This is a genomic window from Roseibium sp. SCP15 (genome assembly GCF_040329435.1).
Lineage (GTDB): Bacteria > Pseudomonadota > Alphaproteobacteria > Rhizobiales > Stappiaceae > Roseibium.
The window spans coordinates 799,900-817,011 of sequence record NZ_JBDZYI010000001.1; the positions used below are offsets into that span (position 1 = coordinate 799,900).

Genomic DNA, 17,112 nt, shown 5'->3' on the forward strand with positions numbered 1-17,112 from the left:
ATATAAGTAGCCGGCGCCCAGGTTGGAGCTGGCGAAGCTAACAGGACGTATTTATGAGCGACAGCATCAAAAGCATCGTTTTGGAACGCCTCGGACAGATCAAAGGTCCTGATCTGGAGGGAGATATTGTCTCGTTGGGCCTTGTGTCCGATGTCTTCGTTTCAGACGGACGGGTTGCGTTTTCGATCACCGTGCCTGCTGAAAGAGCGCAGGAGCTTGAGCCGCTGCGTCAGGCAGCCGAGAAGGTGGTCAAGGAAATAGAAGGCGTGGAAAACGCGATGGTTGCGCTGACCGCCGAACGGGCTCCAGGTAGTGCGCGCAACACCGCGCCCAAACCAGCTCCCCGTCAGCCACAACGTGCCCCGGAAGAACAGGCTCCTGCCAAACCAGGCGTTCCCGGCATCAAGCACATAATTGCGGTGGCCTCGGGAAAAGGTGGCGTTGGCAAATCCACGACCACGGCAAACCTGGCATTGGGCATGGCTGCAAACGGCTTGAGGGTTGGTGTCCTGGATGCCGACATCTATGGACCGTCGGTTCCGCGGCTCTTCAACGTGTCCGGACGGCCGGAAACCGTCTCAGGCAGAGTGCTGAAACCGCTGGAAGGCTATGGCATCAAGGTCATGTCCATGGGCTTCATGGTGGAAGAAGAAACACCGATGATCTGGCGTGGCCCGATGGTGATTTCCGCGTTGACCCAGATGCTGCGAGAGGTCGCGTGGGGCGATCTGGATGTTCTCGTTGTCGACATGCCTCCCGGAACAGGCGACGCGCAGCTGACCATGGCGCAGCAGGTGCCGCTTGCCGGTGCCGTGATTGTGTCCACTCCGCAGGATCTGGCGCTGATCGACGCGCGCAAGGGGCTCAACATGTTCAAACGTGTCGACGTTCCGGTGCTCGGCATTATTGAAAACATGAGCTACTTCCTGTGCCCGGACTGTGGTGGACGTCATGACATTTTCGGCCACGGAGGCGCGAGAGCTGAAGCGGAGCGGCTGGGAGTTCCTTTCCTGGGCGAAATTCCGCTGACCATGAAGATCCGCGAGACGTCGGATGCAGGAACACCGGTCGTTGTTTCAGATCCGGAAGGTGCTGTTGCCGGGATTTACAAGGATATCGCAACAAAAGTCGTCGCCGGTATCCAGCAGTCCGCAGCGTCGCAGGATCGTGCGGCGCCCAAGATTGTCTTCGACTGACATTTGAGACGTCGACCGGCCTTGCACCGGTCGACTTTCATCTCGACTTGCGCCTTGAATGTGCTGGTCGATATTCAGCCTGCCCGGAATATGGCGATGGGTGGCTGTTAGATAACTTCCGGCTTTATTCAGCTCAAAGCGCACGTGTCAGTGCTCGCTGCGGTCGTGACACCGGCAGTTCATCTCTCGTTGCCTTCTATGGAAATTTTCGACGTTTTTGATTGCGGTCGGTGCAAGCTGAACTGGCTTGTATCGAGGTCGTCACCATCCGTATTTTTAACGAGAAACAACCATGAAATCCGTTTTCACGCCCGGATCACGCAAGGGGGGTATCTTCTCTGGATCGAGTCGCTACAAAATACCTAGAGAAGTAAGGATTCCTCACCGGGCATGTCTTCACACCGTCCACAAACTCAAGGTGCAGAAGCAGCAAGACCTTCGCTGGGTGTCCTGATCGCTATTTCCAGTATTAGTCCGCTGGCCATGCAGATTTATCTGCCTTCGCTTGCTGGAATGATGATTGTCTTTTCCGCGACCGCGGGCGAAATTCAACTCTCCATGTCGGCGTTTTTTATCGCTGTTGCGATTTCACAATTGGTGTGGGGGCCGCTGTCGGATCAGTTTGGAAGGCGGCCAATCGTGATTGCGGGCATGGCGCTGTTTGTTATCGGCAGTGTGCTCTGTCTTGTCGCGCCAACAATCGAAGCCTTGATCGCGGCGCGTGTTGTGCAGGCCGCGGGCGGTTGTACCGGTATGGTTCTCGGGCGAGCGATCGTGCGGGATCTTTACGGGCCGCGGCAGGCTGCCAGCATGATTGGCTATGTCACGATGGGCATGGCCGTCATGCCTACGATCGCGCCTGCGATCGGCGGGATCCTGGACGAAGTGTACGGCTGGCAGGGCGGTTTCTTTCTGATGCTTGTATTCGGGGTGGGAGTCCTGTTTGCAAGCATTTACGCGTTGCCTGAAACCAATCACGGGAAGGTAGCCGTAGGAGCAGGGCAGGTTTTTCGGTCCTATACGTCCCTGTTCAAGGAGCCTCTTTATTGGAGTTATGCGCTAACGGCGGCGTTTTCGGCACTTACCTATTTTGCCTATCTTGGCGGGGCACCGTTCATTGCCGCGGAAATCCTTCAACTGAGCGCTGCCCAGATGGGTTTCTATTTCATGTTCGTCGCGCTTGGGTACATTGTTGGAAACTACATTTCCGGCAAATTCGCCGAGCGTGTCGGGTTGTTTCCCATGATCCTTGCAGGGTCAATAATCGGAGGGCTTTCGGTCCTTCTCATTGCCGGATTCACCTATTGTGGCGTCGTCACGGCGGCGAGCCTGTTCCTGCCTATGTTCATACTGGGATTGGGGAACGGTGTTTGCCTGCCAAGTGCAATTTCCGGTGCGGTGAGCGTTCGCCCGGATCTGGCAGGTGCGGCTTCCGGCCTGACCGCCTCTTTCCAGGTCGGCATGGGCGCGGTTGCCGGCACCCTGGTTGCCTGGCTGTTTGCTGAAAGTTCCCTGGCGGGATCGCCCTGGAGCATGATCCTTGTGATGGGTTTCGGGATTGTCAGCAGCCTGATTGCGGCTCTTTCCATAAAGCGGCTGTCGACGCGTGCCGGTTTGCAGCCCGCAGAGTGACAGCAGCACACCTGCGCAGTTTACCAATACTTCTGAGCTAAGGTGTGAAAGGGTGCTCAGCCGCCGGTCACGCTCATGTGGCGCGAGACTGCCGGCTGCTTGGTGTCCCGGTCAATCACGAAATCATGCCCCTTCGGCTTGCGACCGATGGCTTCATCTATCGCATTGCTGAGGAGGTCATTGCCTTCCGAGGCGCGAAGCGGTGCACGAAGATCCGCCATGTCGTCCTGACCGAGGCACATGTAGAGTTGGCCGGTACAGGTCACACGAACCCGGTTGCAACTTTCGCAGAAATTATGGGTCATCGGTGTGATGAAGCCGAGACGTCCCCCGGTATCCTCAACGGTCACGTAGCGCGCAGGTCCACCTGTCTTGTAAGGAATATCGGTCAGCGTGAACTGTTCGGCGAGGCGGCTTCGGACTGTTGAAAGCGGCAGATACTGGTCGGTGCGGTCACCATCGATTTCGCCAAGAGGCATGGTTTCAATCAGTGTCAGATCGTGACCCTGGCTGTGACACCATTCCATCATGTTTACGATCTCGTGCTCGTTCACATCCTTGAGTGCCACCATGTTGACCTTGATTTGCAAGCCGGCCTCGGTCGCTGCGCGGATGCCGTCCATAACTTTTCCGAGGTCGCCCCATCGGGTGACAACCTTGAACTTCTGGGCATCAAGCGTATCGATGGAAACATTGATCCGGCGGACACCGCAGTCATAAAGTTCGTTCGAGAATCGTGCGAGCTGGGATCCATTTGTCGTGATGGTCAACTCTTCGAGAGCACCGCTGTCCAGGTGGCGTCCAAGGCTACGGATCAGGCTCATGATGTTCTTGCGCACAAGCGGTTCGCCGCCGGTCAGGCGTAACTTGCGCACGCCTTTTTCGATGAATGCCGTGCACAGCCGGTCGAGTTCCTCAAGGCTGAGCACTTCGCGCTTGGGCAAGAAAGTCATGTCTTCTGCCATGCAATAGACGCAGCGGAAGTCGCAACGGTCAGTGACGGAAACCCGTAGATATGTAACGGCGCGTCCAAACGGGTCGATCATCGGCGAAGGGGAAGTGGATGTGCCTGCCCCCGAAGCCGGGACCACAATCTTACCGTCTGTCACGTTCTGCTCTCCCTGGATGCCCTTGATCTTGAACTGATCATATGGCGCGGCATCAGACAATATCAATCGAAACCGGACTAATTCTGTCCAGTTTGCGATATCAGGTAAACTTCTCAGTGTAATTTTGTCAATGCCGAGCGCAGGATCGACTTGTTCCGGTTGCCGTCAGTCCCGAGCCTTATCAAGATAGGTTCGAATTTCAGTCAGGGCCGGTACCAGTGCTTCGATCTTTTCTTTTGGTACGGTTTGGCTAAGCGCGTCGATATCGGGATCGATCGACTTAATCGCGTCCTCACGAAACTGTCGGCCGGTTTCAGTTAGCCATACGGTCTTGCTGCGGCCATCGTCGGGATTGGGCCGCATCTCGACAAAACCATGCTCCAACAGGCCGCTCAGTGTGTGGGTCATAGTTGTCTTGGGGACCTGAAAGGCCCTCGCAAGCGCAAGCGGAGTTTGCCCGTCCTTGACCCGGATCAGGTGATTGACCACGCTGAAATGAGGCAGGGTCAATCCCTTTGGCAAACGTGTTTCCAGAGCGGTTCGGCTCAGTTGCGCTATGATGCCGATTTCATTGAAAAACCTGAAAAAGGCGTTGCGAGTTTCGCTATCCATTCATGATCCGTGTTTCAAGCGGCCAGCGCGGCGTGCGCGAAGGGTGAGGGCCAAACCCCAGTCTCCCAAGCATCTGAACTGTTTCTCCCGGCTTGGCAAGTATCCGGTGTGCTTCGGCATAGTGCGGAGCCATTTCCTCATATTCCTGAAGAGCCTGGCTTACCGGATGGAGCGCCAGTCCCAGCCTTGTTGTTTCCAGGTTCAACCGGAGCCAACGCCTGCCGGCAGCAACTTGATCGTGTCTCGAATTTCCGTTGGTGGTGAGCGCGATATAAGCGGGGGTTGCTGACAGCATTTCCCGATAGATCTTTACACCTTCCTGGAAACCGGTCGATTCCGGGTCGAGTTGGCTATCGCGGGTCAAGACACCTGCCAGCATCAAGGTTTCAAGAAACGGCCCGCCGAGGTCAATGCCATCCGGATTCGCATTGATTTCCGACTTTCCGAAGCGCATTAGGTCAACGCTCTCCTTCAAGGCACGATGTGTGTGCATTTCGGTCAGCCACGCATCCAAGGTCAGTTTCCGTAGCCTCTTCACCGCAGCGTCCGCGGTAATCACTGCTCCATAGGCACTCAGAGCCTCTGAATTTTCCGACGGAACCGGTCGGTCTTCAAATGGTTCCTTGCATGACCTGCGATCAAGAATGAATGGAGCCAGAGTGTCGGGCCTGGCTCCTTCCGTGATCGTCACATCAGCAATCGGGCCATCGAAGCCTTCGGGAAAAAGGTTGATTGCTGTTGTTTTCTGTCGAAGCGTTGCGGCGACTTTCAACAACTCTAGAAAACACCCCAGGCCAACGAAGATCTGACGATGATGGGGATCGGTGTGCGGCAGGTCACGAGTTTGGTCACGATGCAGTCGAAAACTGTCTTTGCCTGAAAGCTCGACCAGCCAAGGCTGCCTGTTGTGAGGGTTGGGTGCCAGAAGTGCATAGGAAAGGGCGAACAGCCGGTCATCGTCATATCCGCCCGCATCAGCCCAGGGTGCATGGGCTGCCTGCGGTGTTCGCGTTGCAAGGAACGTTCCTGCGGATGCGCTCGCGGCAAAAACAACACCGCCCCCGATCACTGCCAAGGTCTTCCGTCGTGTCATCGTCATGGGTATTCTCCAATTAGTACGATATCGAATTAAATAGTACGATGTCGCACTAAATCAATCGAGTTGAAAAAGTTTTTTGAACGAGGGCTTGAAATGAAACCAAAAGGTGTCATTTAAATAACACCAAAGGGTGTCATGAGGAGATGTCGCATGAAGATGAAAAGGATGATGATGCTCGCTTCGATTGGAGTGAGCTCCTTCAGCCCGGCGTTCGCGGCGGAAGCTGTCGACATGAAGTTGCTGGGCCTAGAGGAATTGGAGTGGGAAGCGACCCCGGAAGGTGTCGGGTTTGCTCCATTGAAAGGGGACAGGTTTGAAGAGGGCTACATTGCGATGGTGCGCTTGCCGGCCGGTCTTTCAAGTCCGCTCCATGTCAAGAGCGCAGCCATGTCCGGAGTGGTTCTGACTGGTGAGATCGTGCACCTCGCTGAAAACATTGAAGGCGGTTCAGCCAAAGGGCTTGAAGCCGGTGCCTTCTACGAGATACCTGCCGGCATACCTCACATCAGCAAATGTGTTTCGGCGGACGATTGCCTCACGTTCCTTGTTCAGGACGGCCCGTTTGATTTCCTCCCGGTGAAGGAGGGAGGGCGATGAACGCGGGGCCACAGAACGTATTCCGCGCGCTTGCAGACCCGACGCGGCGACAAATTCTGATCTATCTGTCGAATGAAAGTCTTGCGGTCGCAGACATTGCCGACCGGTTTGACATCACCAGAACCGCCATCAACAAGCATCTGACCATTCTGGAGGAAGGAAATCTCATCAAGCGAGAAGTAAGTGGCCGGGAAAGACGCAGCTCGCTTAATCCAGAACCGCTCAAATCCGCCTTTGAGTGGCTCGGCTACTTCGAAAGTTTCTGGGACGTCAGACTGTCCGATCTGCAGCGTGAAATTTCAAAGGAAATGGAAAAGGCCAAGGAGGGCGACCAATGAATGCGACGACGATTACCAAAACGATTTTTCTGGATGCGCCACGTGAAGTTGTATGGGACTTTCTGACGAAAAAGGACAAGTTGGCCAGATGGTTTCACCCTGCCGAACAGGATCTCAAAGAGGGAGCTGACTACACGCTTCTTGATCAGCGGGGAAACATGAGCCGAATCTGCTGGGGAACAGTCCTGGAAATGCGTCCGTTCGAAAGCCTCGTCTACACCTTCACGGTGAAGCCGCTCAATGGGGCAATGACAACAGTACGGTGGCGGTTGCAGGATGCAGCCGGAGGCACGCAACTCACCTTGTCGCACGAAGGCATTGAGCAGGCGGCAGGAGAAGCGGCATTTGCGATGCTGAGCGCGCTGGACAGCGGATGGGACGAACATTTTGGTCGCTTGCGAAAGGAAGCGACGGCACGCGTGGACGCCTGACCGGGGGAATGAGCTCTACCGAGGTCACTGAGAACAATCTGATTGATCCGTTTGCTGTCCCTGACGTACTGCTTTCAAAGATACAGACAGGGACAGCATGACCACATTGGTATGGTTCCGGCAGGACCTAAGAATTGCCGACAATCCAGCGCTACACGAAGCGGCAAGGCGGGGAGCTGTTCTTCCCGTTTTTGTTCTGGAGACGCCAGATCAGTCTGGTGACACGCATCCGTTGGGTGGCGCCAGCAGATGGTGGCTGCATCACAGTCTTGCAGAACTGAAAAGATCTCTTCCTGAACTGGTTTTGCTGCGGGGCAGTTCGCGTCATCTGATCCCGGAAATTACCCGAGAAACAGGTGTCCAAGCCGTCTTCTGGAATCGCTGCTACGATCCACATGCAATTGAGCGTGACAGCGAGATCAAGAACACGCTGAAACAGGACGGCTTTGACGCACAAAGCTTCAAGGCCGGATTACTTTTTGAACCATGGGAGCTGAAAACCGGAGCGGGCGGACCTTACAAGGTTTATTCGCCATTCTGGAAAGCCGCGCAGCAACTGGAAGTCGGGTTGCCACTTGCAGCTCCGGCAGAACTTGCTGCCCAGACCTATCGGCACGGTGAAGACCTGGAGACCCTGGGTCTTTTGCCGGAAAAGCCGGACTGGGCAGCGGGGTGGGGCGAACTCTGGCAACCTGGTGAAACCGGAGCCCAGTCGCAGCTCAGATGGTTTCTGGAGAACGGGCTTCCGGGGTATAGGGAACTGCGTGATCGGCCGGATCTTCCAAATGTTTCCCGATTGTCAGCGCACCTTCATTTCGGTGACATCTCTCCGCGCCAGGTCTGGCATGAAACCAGGAAAAGACTGGCAGGCAATGATGATCCGAAATCAGATGGAATGAAATTCCTGTCGGAGATCGCCTGGCGCGAGTTCTCCCATCATCTCCTCTACCATTTTCCGCAGCTTCCTTCGCAAAACTGGCGGTCCGTATTTGACAACTATCCCTGGCGCGAAAGTCCGGGTGACCTGAAACGATGGCAACAGGGACAGACGGGGTATCCGATCGTGGATGCCGGCATGAGAGAGCTTTGGCAGACCGGCTACATGCACAACCGGGTGCGGATGATCGTGGCAAGTTTCCTCATCAAACACCTCCGGCTCCACTGGCGGCACGGCGAGGCCTGGTTCCGCGACACGCTTGTTGATGCGGATCTGGCAAACAATTCTGCAAGCTGGCAATGGGTTGCCGGCTCCGGCGCGGATGCTGCACCGTATTTTCGAATTTTCAACCCGATCAGTCAGGGGAATAAACTCGACCCCGAGGGAGCTTATGTGCGAAAATGGGTGCCGGAATTGCGAAATCTGCGTACCGCAGATCTCTTTGCTCCCTTCGATGCATCGAAAGAAGACCTGGAACGGGCTGGCATTTGTTTGGGAAAAGACTATCCGTTTCCGATTGTGGATCACGCTTCGGCGCGCAAGGCGGCCCTTGAAGGATACGAGGTCGTAAAACAGGCGGGACAAAACGCGGCTTGACGGCGAAGCGCGCAGCGCTATCGTCCGCGCAGATCAGCTTAAAGTATCGTTCAGACAGGACACTTCCATGACAGACGACAGCGCACCCTGGCCAACCGAGCTGCGTGTTTCACAAGACAAGAAAACGCTCACGATCGCGTTCAACAATGGCGAGCGTCATGACTTGTCTGCTGAGTATCTGCGTGTGTGTTCGCCGTCTGCGGAAGTCAAGGGACATAATCCTTCACAGAAACAGACCGTTCCCGGAAAACGAAACGTCGAAATAATGAAGATCGAACCGGTCGGCAATTACGCGGTGCGTATTCATTTCGACGATATGCACAATTCAGGCATCTTTTCCTGGACCTACTTCTTCGAGCTGGCCAATGAACCGGAAAAGCACTGGGGAGTGTATCTGCAGGAGTTGGAGCAGAAAGGCCTCAGTAGAGATCTCTGAGTTTTCCCGGTGCACAGGGTGGATAGGCGGAAGCAGAATCGGCTATTCTTGCTTTGGGCTCAACCCAAGCCTTCCCCCTCCAAAGGAGCAGCAGCCGACCTGCAGGGTTTACTCATTCAGAACCACCTGATCGTGTTTTCGCATAAGGAGGGATTGCGGCAATCGCACGAAAACAGGGAGGTCACGAATGAAACTATCGGCTCCACTTTTTCGTCTGAAACAACAGGCTCGCCAGCTGGCGCGAGAAGCAAAGCTGCCACTGCATGTCGCGCTGGATCGGGTTGCTGTTCGTGAAGGCTTTCTTAGTTGGGGGCATTTGTCCTCCATTCAGCCGAAAGCAAAACCCGAAGCGTATGTTCTCAATGCGTTGGAGGATGGAGAAATGCTTCTCCTGGCAGCGCGTCCAGGGCAGGGCAAAACTGTTTTTGGCCTCAGGCTGATTGCAGAAGCGGCAAAAAACAGAACTCAGGCAGTGTTCTTTTCGGTCGAATGTTCCTTGAAAGACATCAAACGGCGATTGCCAGATCAGGCGGACAAAGACTTGCTCCGGCCAGATGGTATTCAGATCGATCTTTCGGAGGATCTTTGTGCAGATCTTATCGTGGATCGGTTGTCGAACGCATCCCGGGGCACAGTTGCCGTGGTCGATTACCTGCAGGTGCTGGATCAACGCCGTACGGCGCCGGAACTTGAACAACAGATCAAGACACTGAAGCACTTCGCAGCCGAACGGGGGATCAGGCTGGTCTTTCTTTCCCAGATCCATCGTTCCTTTGATCCGGAGAGGAAAAGACTACCGGACTTCTCGGATCTGAGATTGCCGAACCCCCTGGATCTGTCGCTGTTCAGCAAAGGGTGCTTTCTGCACGAAGGGCAAATGGCTCTTGTTGCGAACTGAACCGGAATGATCACGCACGAAAGAGTGGGTGACCGGTAAATGTAACCCGTCAACTGGAGTACCAAGGTCAGATGGGGCGGGGCAAGGCCGTCCCATCAAATCTCTCAGGATTTCAAAAACGCCTTGAGTTCCGCATTTTCCTCTTCAAGCTCGCGAATGCGATTTCGCAATGCTGTCAGGTCAGGCGCAAGCTCCGAAAGCGTAAAGCGTTGCGGAATGTGCTGCGGACAATTCCAGTCGAATGCCTCGACTGACAGAACGACAACACGTTCAGGAAGTGCACGGTACCCCTGCAATGCGACTGCCGCGGCGAGATCCGGGTCGTCCTTGATCGGAACCTGTTGGGCTCTCGCCCAGATCTTCAACCGGGTTCGGTTCGGGTAATCCATAAGAATGATCGACACACGGTCATTGTCCGAAAGATTGCCTGAACTGATATATTGCCGGTTTCCGCGAAAATCCCCGTAAGCCAATGTCGTTGCATCAAGGACCTTCAGAAAGCCCACAGGGCCGCCGCGAAATTGTACGTAGGGCCAGCCTGTTTCGGAAACCGTTGCCTGGTAGAAGCCGTCACGAGCCTGAATAAACCTGGCCTCTATCTCCGTCAGATGGTCGCCCGGGTCGACACCCGGGCTATCCAGAGATGCGTAATCGCCACGTGAACCAAGTTCCTCTTGTCGATTGCGAACACTTTGAGTGAAGGCAATTTCCGAAAAGGCGCGGGCCATTTCATTCTCCTTCCGCCTAAAGGCCGAGATCGCTCAAGCCCGGGTGATCTGCCGGACGAGGGCCCTGGGGCCACAGCATTTTTCGGTCTGCTGCGTCAATCGCCAGGTCGTTGATGCTGGCAAAGCGACGCTGCATCAGTCCGTTTGAAGCGAATTCCCAGTTTTCATTGCCGTAGGAACGGTGCCACTGGCCTTCGCTGTCATGCCATTCATACGCGAAGCGGACCGCGATGCGGTTGTCGGCAAATGTCCAGAGTTCCTTGATCAGCCGGTATTCGAACTCCCTCTGCCATTTGCGGGTGAGAAACGCGATCACCTGGTCGCGCCCTACCGGAAATTCGGATCGGTTCCGCCAGACGGTATCGGGCGTATAGGCGAGGGATACCTTTTCCGGGTTGCGGCTGTTCCAGCCGTCTTCTGCGGCGCGTACTTTCTGGCGGGCGGTTTCTTCCGTGAACGGCGGGAGAGGCGGGCGTTGTTCAGTCATTGATTGAGATCCAGTGCGAGGACTTGCGGGGGCGGTGGAAGGGTCATGCTCTCCGCCAAGCTCACCTCGACCGAACTGTTTTGAAACGTGCTCATCACAAGCAGCAAGGCAGTTAGCGCGGCGCCAAACACATAAAAGCTGCGCGGAAAGGCTGGTCTGACGGAAAACATCGTGAACCTCCTGATTGGAACAGAGTAACTGTACTGTTCTGTTCAGCTATGAATCGTATATGTACCGATCAGTTCATATTTTCAAGAGGCAATTTTGTCCTCGGCAAGTTTGTCATGCCAGTGAAGTTAGATAGACGGGTTTGTTTGAAATATGAGGAATAACAGAGTGTTGACTTGGAAAATGCAAAACTGGAGAGAATGCAAACATTCGCTATGTTCAAAAAGACTTGAAAGAGAAGAAGAGAACTATTAGTTACAGATCAGTACAGAAAGAGGTTTCATGCGCCCAAGCAAACGAGACGAACTGGTCCGGAAGGCACTGGTGATTTTTTATCGCGATGGCTTTCACGCCACGGGCATGGATGCACTCGTGGCCGAAACCGGCATCTCGAAGACCACCATGTTCAAACACTTCAGGACCAAGGATGATCTGATCCTGGCTGTATTGCGTTACCGTGATGAAACCTTTCGGAACTGGTTCTTCCGCAAGCTGGATGATGCTGCGCTGCCACCGCGTCAACGCCTTCTGGCGGTTTTTGATATTTTGAAAGAGTGGTTTGCAGAGCCTTCCTTTAAAGGCTGCATGTTTATCAAGGCATCAGCGGAGTTTCAGGATCCGCAACATCCTGTCTATGTTCAGTCGGCCGAGCATAAGAGACTGCTTAAATCGGCTTTTCAGGAAATGGCTGAGGAGGCCGGGGCCACCGATCCGGATTTGCTTGCGCGTCAGCTGCTTCTTTTGAAAGAGGGGGCGATCGTCGCAGCCCACATGGGGTTTGATCCGGACCCGGCGGGAGCCGCAAGGCTGGCAGCTGAGGTTTTGATCGCTGCGCAGCTTGGAAGCTGACACGACGACAGCGCAATTCAGACTACGCCGCACTCCTGTCGGACATTGCAGAACGCATAAAAAAAGCCGGGCCAAATTGCCCGGCTTTTGTATTATGAGATTTCAAATCAACGCGTGACGATGATCTTCGAGCCGACGGAAACATTCTCATAAAGATGAATGATGTCTTCGTTGGCAAGGCGAATGCAGCCGGAAGAAACTTCCGAACCGATCGTCCAGGGTTCGATCGTGCCGTGAATGCGGTACAGGGTAGAACCAATATAGAGCGCGCGGGCTCCCATCGGGTTACGCGGACCACCCGGCATGTAGGCAGGAAGAATACGGCCCTTCCTGCGCTCACGGGCACGCATCTGTGCAGGAGGTGTCCAGCTTGGCCATTCCGCCTTGCGGGTAATGCGATGCGTTCCGGCCCATTGGAAACCGTCCTTGCCGACACCGACGCCGTATTTCATCGCTTTTCCGCCCGGCAGAACGTGGTAGAGGCGACGCTCGGATGTGTTGACCACGATCGTACCCGGCTTGTAGGGGCCGCTGTAGCGAACCTTTTTCCGCTTGATCGGTGACTTGCCACCCGGATGATACTTGGGCGTTACCCAGGTGTTCGTGCTGTGGTCGAAGAAACCGGCCCGCGCGGAAGCATTAGCAGGAAGCAACAGCGCTCCGGCCATAACAGCAATCATTGCATATAAAAAAGTCTTCATCTTTTCCCCCATCAGCGCCCAGCCCACAAATGGCGCGCTTCAAATCGAAGGTTACGTTAGGAGAATGTCCTTGCCGCACTGTTAACAATCATGACCCAAAATGGGCGTGAAAGGAATCTCACGTTGATGTGAGTTCGCTTGAGGTCGATCAAATCTGCTGAAATTGCAACGAAATTATGCTCGATCGGTCTGTTGTCCTGACAAATCTCGTCAAAGATGCTGATATTTATGCCAATGTTCTGGCTGACTGTTGATTTTTGAACCTGTCAGCGGATTTTTTGAAATTCTCTTCAGAAAAATAGGCACGGTAACGTGCATGGGGCCTTTCGAACATACGCGGCCGGAGTGATTCTCGGAATGTGACTGCCGGAGACTGAAGACGCCAGCCCCCGGCAATTGCCTCATTCAGGTGTCCTGTTCGGTGACCGGCATGTAGAGATCACCACCCTCGCGATACTTCATTGCCATTTCAGCCATTCCCGTTTTCTGGGCTTCCGCGCGAATGTCGTGGCTGATCCGCATCGAGCAGAACTTCGGCCCGCACATGGAGCAGAAATGCGCCACCTTGTGAGCTTCTTTCGGCAATGTCTGATCGTGAAAGTCCCGGGCTGTGTCCGGGTCCAGTGACAGGTTGAACTGATCTTCCCAACGGAATTCGAACCGAGCGCGTGAAAGCGCATCATCGCGTGCCTGAGCGCCGGGAAGACCTTTGGCAAGATCAGCCGCGTGTGCCGCGATCTTGTATGTGATCACTCCTGTTTTGACATCATCGCGGTCAGGCAGACCCAGATGTTCCTTGGGAGTGACGTAACAAAGCATGGCGCAACCGAACCAACCGATCATTGCCGCGCCGATGCCGGAGGTAATGTGATCGTAGCCCGGTGCGATGTCCGTGGTGAGCGGTCCAAGCGTATAGAACGGTGCCTCGTGGCAGCACTCCAGCTGCTTGTCCATGTTCTCCTTGATCTTGTGCATGGCGACATGTCCAGGTCCTTCAATCATGACCTGACAGTCTTTGTCCCAGGCGATCCTGGTGAGTTCACCCAGGGTTTCGAGTTCGGCAAACTGCGCTTCGTCATTTGCGTCGGCGATGGAACCTGGGCGAAGGCCGTCGCCGAGACTGAAAGAGACGTCGTAGGCGCGGCAGATGTCGCAGATCTCGGCGAAATGCTCGTAGAGAAAGCTTTCCCTGTGGTGATGCAGGCACCACTTGGCCATGATCGAGCCGCCACGGCTGACAATTCCGGTCACCCGGTTAGCCGTCATCGGCACCATGTGAAGCCGTACGCCTGCGTGGATCGTGAAATAATCGACACCTTGCTCTGCCTGTTCAATGAGCGTGTCACGGAAGATTTCCCAGGTGAGGTCCTCGGCGATACCACCGACTTTTTCAAGCGCTTGGTAGATCGGGACGGTGCCGATCGGAACCGGTGAATTGCGAATGATCCATTCGCGGGTGTTGTGAATGTTTCTTCCCGTTGAAAGGTCCATCACGGTATCCGCACCCCAGCGGATCGCCCACACCATCTTGTCGACTTCTTCCGCCATGGAGGAAGTGACGGCGGACGTGCCCATGTTGGCGTTGACCTTCACCAGAAAATTCCGGCCGATGATCATCGGCTCGCTTTCCGGGTGATTGATGTTTGCCGGAATGATCGCACGACCGGCAGCAACTTCGTCACGCACAAATTCCGGCGTGACCAGATCGGGAATGTGTGCGCCCCAATCGTTTCCGTCCCGTTCGGTCGTCGCCTTGCGTTTCTGATTTTCCCTGATGGCAATGTATTCCATTTCCGGAGTTACGATCCCGGCGCGGGCATAAGCGAGCTGGGTGACCGGGCGGCCGTCCTTTGCGCGCAAGGGACGTGGTGTATCCGGAAACTCTGGCACGAGCCTTTCAGCCGATACGAAGCCGTTATCGGCCGGTTGTATGGTGCGTCCGTCATATTCCTCGACATCACCACGCTGCAAAATCCAGTTACGCCGCGTCCTGGCAAGGCCGGCTGCAATATCGATGGTTGCCTCCGGATCGGTGTAGGGGCCAGACGTGTCGTACACTGTAACCGGTGGTTCTCCGGCCGTCGGGTGCAGGCCGATCTCACGCATTGGAACACGGATGTCCGAATGAAATTGTCCGGAAACGTAAACCTTCCGGGAGGCCGGCAGGCTGCCGGTCGTGATGTCAACTGAGGGAGTGGTCAAGGTTCTCTCCTAGCTTTGTTTGCTCAGAAAGACCCGTCGTCATGCTTTTGCAGGAAAGGGGAGCTGTTGACCATGAAAGGTCGACCGAATAGCGGCCCGCTCTGAATGCTTCCTACGCCAGTATCACCTGGGTCAGGTTCAAAGGGTCGCTTCACTCCGCTTGCGCGATGTCCACCTCTCAGCCCCCTTAGCGGGGCTCCCCTGCAAGGCCGGAGCGTATTGGCTGAAGAACGATTCTGTCAATCACCTGATGCGGCGATCCATGAGTCCAGCCGCGGCAAAAAAACAGGCAGCCGGATGGCTGCCTGCGTGTCTTGCGGAATTTGGCGGATCTCAGCTCAGGTTGAGTTCCTTGAAGAAGTCGTTGCCCTTGTCATCGACCACGATGAAGGCCGGGAAGTCCTCGACCTCGATCCGCCAGACGGCTTCCATGCCGAGTTCCTCGAATTCGACCACTTCGACTTTCTTGATGCAGTCCTGGGCAAGACGGGCGGCCGGGCCGCCGATGGAGCCGAGGTAGAAGCCGCCATGAGCCTGACAGGCTCGGCGGACCTGCGCCGAGCGATTGCCTTTGGCCAGCATGACCATGGAGCCACCGGCCGCCTGGAACTGATCGACATAAGCATCCATTCGCCCTGCCGTTGTCGGCCCGAAGGAGCCGGACGGCATGCCTTCCGGGGTCTTGGCCGGGCCCGCGTAATAAACCGGATGGTCCTTGATGTAGTCGGGCAGGGGCTCTCCGGCCTCCAGCCTGTCGCGCAGCTTGGAGTGCGCAAGGTCGCGCGCCACGATGAGTGGACCGGACAATGACAGACGCGTCTTGATCGGATGTTTGGAGAGCTCTCCAAGGATTTCCGGCATCGGCCGTGTCAGGTCGATTTTCACCACATTGTCGGAAAGGTGATCGTCGGTAACTTCCGGAAGGTACTTTTCCGGATGCATCTCAAGCTGTTCCAGGAAGATACCGTCCTTGGTGATCTTGCCGACGGCTTGGCGGTCAGCGGAACAGGAAACGGCAAGGCCGATCGGCAGCGAGGCTCCGTGGCGTGGCAAGCGAATGACACGCACATCGTGACAGAAGTACTTGCCGCCGAACTGGGCGCCGACGCCGGTTGCCTGTGTCAGTTTGTGTATCTCCTGCTCAAGCTGCGTGTCGCGGAACGCATGACCGAGTTCGGAGCCTTCGGCTGGCAGGTTGTCCAGATAACGTGCGGATGCAAGTTTGGCGGTCTTCAGGTTCAGCTCCGCCGATGTGCCGCCAACCACGATGGCCAGGTGATAAGGCGGGCAGGCCGCCGTGCCGAGGGTCAGGATCTTTTCCTTCAGGAACTCAACCAGCCGGTCATGAGTGAGCAGCGACGGCGTTCCCTGGAAAAGGAAGGTCTTGTTGGCGGAACCACCACCCTTTGCCATGAAAAGAAACTTGTAGGCGTCTTCACCTTCCGCATAGAGCTCGATCTGTGCCGGCATGTTGTTCTTGGTGTTCTTTTCCTCGAACATGGAAAGCGGCGCGAGCTGTGAATACCGAAGGTTCTTCTTGAAATACGCATCGCGGGCACCTTGGCCGAGCGCCGCATCATCCGAACCATCGGTCCAGACACGGCGGCCTTTCTTGCCCATGATGATGGCGGTGCCGGTGTCCTGACACATCGGCAGAACGCCATGCGAGGCGATATTGGCGTTCTTTAGAAGGTCGAACGCGACAAACTTGTCGTTTTCGGTTGCTTCCGGATCGTCCAGAATCTTCTTCAGCTGCTCCAGATGGCCCGGGCGCAGATAGTGATTGATGTCCTTGAAGGCTTCCTCGGCAAGCAGGCGCAATCCCTCCGGTTCCACCATCAGGACTTCTTCACCGTTGAATTCTGCAGTTTTGACATGGTCGGATGTCAGCTTGCGATACGGCGTTTCGTCTTGGCTTTGCGGGAAAAGAGCGCTGTGCTGATAGTCGGGAGGGGTGACGGGAGCGTTCATGGGACAGCTTTCCTGATCTGGCTTCTGCCGATCCGAGTGCGAACCGGCTACGCTGGAGCAATGAGTGGTGTTCTCATACGGCAAAAAGGCCACGGACGCCAAGTGCCGTGGCCTGCCCAATTGG

General features: G+C 55.5%; 17 protein-coding genes and 1 riboswitch. Of the genes, 9 read left to right on the forward strand and 8 right to left on the reverse strand.

Annotated features, from left to right (window positions below):
• Window positions 1-53: 53 nt before the first annotated feature.
• Entirely contained in the window at window positions 54-1,196 is a 1,143-nt protein-coding gene (locus tag ABLO27_RS03685; RefSeq protein ID WP_353030499.1) for an Mrp/NBP35 family ATP-binding protein, read from the forward strand.
• Between the two features lie 390 nt (window positions 1,197-1,586).
• Window positions 1,587-2,828, forward strand: coding sequence for a multidrug effflux MFS transporter (locus tag ABLO27_RS03690; RefSeq protein ID WP_353030501.1), 1,242 nt, complete (start codon window positions 1,587-1,589; stop codon window positions 2,826-2,828).
• 56 nt (window positions 2,829-2,884) lie between these two features.
• Here ABLO27_RS03690 and moaA read toward each other — a convergent pair whose 3' ends face one another.
• The 3 genes from moaA to ABLO27_RS03705 all read right to left on the reverse strand — a co-directional run bounded on the left by moaA (window position 2,885) and on the right by ABLO27_RS03705 (window position 5,648).
• Window positions 2,885-3,874, reverse strand: coding sequence for a GTP 3',8-cyclase MoaA (moaA, locus tag ABLO27_RS03695; protein WP_353031696.1), 990 nt, complete (start codon window positions 3,872-3,874; stop codon window positions 2,885-2,887).
• A gap of 228 nt (window positions 3,875-4,102) precedes the next feature.
• Window positions 4,103-4,549: a MarR family winged helix-turn-helix transcriptional regulator gene (locus tag ABLO27_RS03700; RefSeq protein ID WP_353030503.1), complete on the reverse strand. Its 447-nt coding sequence runs from the start codon at window positions 4,547-4,549 to the stop codon at window positions 4,103-4,105.
• Entirely contained in the window at window positions 4,542-5,648 is a 1,107-nt protein-coding gene (locus ABLO27_RS03705) for an Acg family FMN-binding oxidoreductase (RefSeq protein ID WP_353030505.1), read from the reverse strand. Before ABLO27_RS03705 ends, ABLO27_RS03700 begins: the two co-directional genes overlap by 8 nt.
• Before the next feature lie 150 nt (window positions 5,649-5,798).
• Here ABLO27_RS03705 and ABLO27_RS03710 point away from each other — a divergent pair, with 150 nt between their 5' ends.
• The 6 genes from ABLO27_RS03710 (at window position 5,799) to ABLO27_RS03735 (ending at window position 9,882) form a co-directional block, all read left to right on the forward strand.
• Window positions 5,799-6,245, forward strand: a complete 447-nt coding sequence (locus tag ABLO27_RS03710) for a cupin domain-containing protein (protein ID WP_353030507.1) — start codon at window positions 5,799-5,801, stop codon at window positions 6,243-6,245.
• Complete coding sequence (locus tag ABLO27_RS03715; RefSeq protein ID WP_353030509.1) at window positions 6,242-6,583, forward strand: ArsR/SmtB family transcription factor; 342 nt, start codon at window positions 6,242-6,244, stop codon at window positions 6,581-6,583. Before ABLO27_RS03710 ends, ABLO27_RS03715 begins: the two co-directional genes overlap by 4 nt.
• Window positions 6,580-7,014: an SRPBCC family protein gene (locus ABLO27_RS03720; RefSeq protein ID WP_353030511.1), complete on the forward strand. Its 435-nt coding sequence runs from the start codon at window positions 6,580-6,582 to the stop codon at window positions 7,012-7,014. Before ABLO27_RS03715 ends, ABLO27_RS03720 begins: the two co-directional genes overlap by 4 nt.
• A 97-nt stretch (window positions 7,015-7,111) precedes the next feature.
• A complete protein-coding gene (locus ABLO27_RS03725; protein WP_353030513.1) occupies window positions 7,112-8,548 on the forward strand; it encodes a cryptochrome/photolyase family protein in 1,437 nt (478 codons plus the stop codon).
• 67 nt (window positions 8,549-8,615) lie between these two features.
• Entirely contained in the window at window positions 8,616-8,984 is a 369-nt protein-coding gene (locus tag ABLO27_RS03730) for a DUF971 domain-containing protein (protein ID WP_353030515.1), read from the forward strand.
• Window positions 8,985-9,171: 187 nt separating this feature from the next.
• Entirely contained in the window at window positions 9,172-9,882 is a 711-nt protein-coding gene (locus ABLO27_RS03735) for a DNA helicase (protein ID WP_353030517.1), read from the forward strand.
• Between the two features lie 104 nt (window positions 9,883-9,986).
• On the opposite strand, the gene ABLO27_RS03740 is transcribed toward ABLO27_RS03735, so the two are convergent.
• Together ABLO27_RS03740 and ABLO27_RS03745 are read right to left on the reverse strand one after the other, a co-directional pair.
• On the reverse strand, window positions 9,987-10,610 hold the full coding sequence (locus ABLO27_RS03740) for a pyridoxamine 5'-phosphate oxidase family protein (RefSeq protein WP_353030519.1): 624 nt from the start codon (window positions 10,608-10,610) through the stop codon (window positions 9,987-9,989).
• A 16-nt stretch (window positions 10,611-10,626) separates the two neighbouring features.
• Window positions 10,627-11,097, reverse strand: a complete 471-nt coding sequence (locus ABLO27_RS03745) for a nuclear transport factor 2 family protein (RefSeq protein WP_353030521.1) — start codon at window positions 11,095-11,097, stop codon at window positions 10,627-10,629.
• 450 nt (window positions 11,098-11,547) lie between these two features.
• On the opposite strand from ABLO27_RS03745, the gene ABLO27_RS03750 reads away from it, so the two are divergent.
• Complete coding sequence (locus ABLO27_RS03750) at window positions 11,548-12,114, forward strand: TetR/AcrR family transcriptional regulator (RefSeq protein WP_353030523.1); 567 nt, start codon at window positions 11,548-11,550, stop codon at window positions 12,112-12,114.
• A gap of 107 nt (window positions 12,115-12,221) precedes the next feature.
• Here the strand turns inward: ABLO27_RS03750 and ABLO27_RS03755 are convergent, their stop codons facing one another.
• The 3 genes from ABLO27_RS03755 to ABLO27_RS03765 all read right to left on the reverse strand — a co-directional run bounded on the left by ABLO27_RS03755 (window position 12,222) and on the right by ABLO27_RS03765 (window position 16,988).
• Window positions 12,222-12,815: a L,D-transpeptidase gene (locus ABLO27_RS03755; protein WP_353030525.1), complete on the reverse strand. Its 594-nt coding sequence runs from the start codon at window positions 12,813-12,815 to the stop codon at window positions 12,222-12,224.
• Window positions 12,816-13,220: 405 nt separating this feature from the next.
• Window positions 13,221-15,017: a phosphomethylpyrimidine synthase ThiC gene (thiC, locus tag ABLO27_RS03760; RefSeq protein WP_353030527.1), complete on the reverse strand. Its 1,797-nt coding sequence runs from the start codon at window positions 15,015-15,017 to the stop codon at window positions 13,221-13,223.
• A 92-nt stretch (window positions 15,018-15,109) separates the two neighbouring features.
• Window positions 15,110-15,230: riboswitch (TPP riboswitch) on the reverse strand.
• A 120-nt stretch (window positions 15,231-15,350) separates the two neighbouring features.
• Window positions 15,351-16,988, reverse strand: coding sequence for a fumarate hydratase (locus ABLO27_RS03765; RefSeq protein WP_353030529.1), 1,638 nt, complete (start codon window positions 16,986-16,988; stop codon window positions 15,351-15,353).
• Window positions 16,989-17,112: the final 124 nt, after the last annotated feature.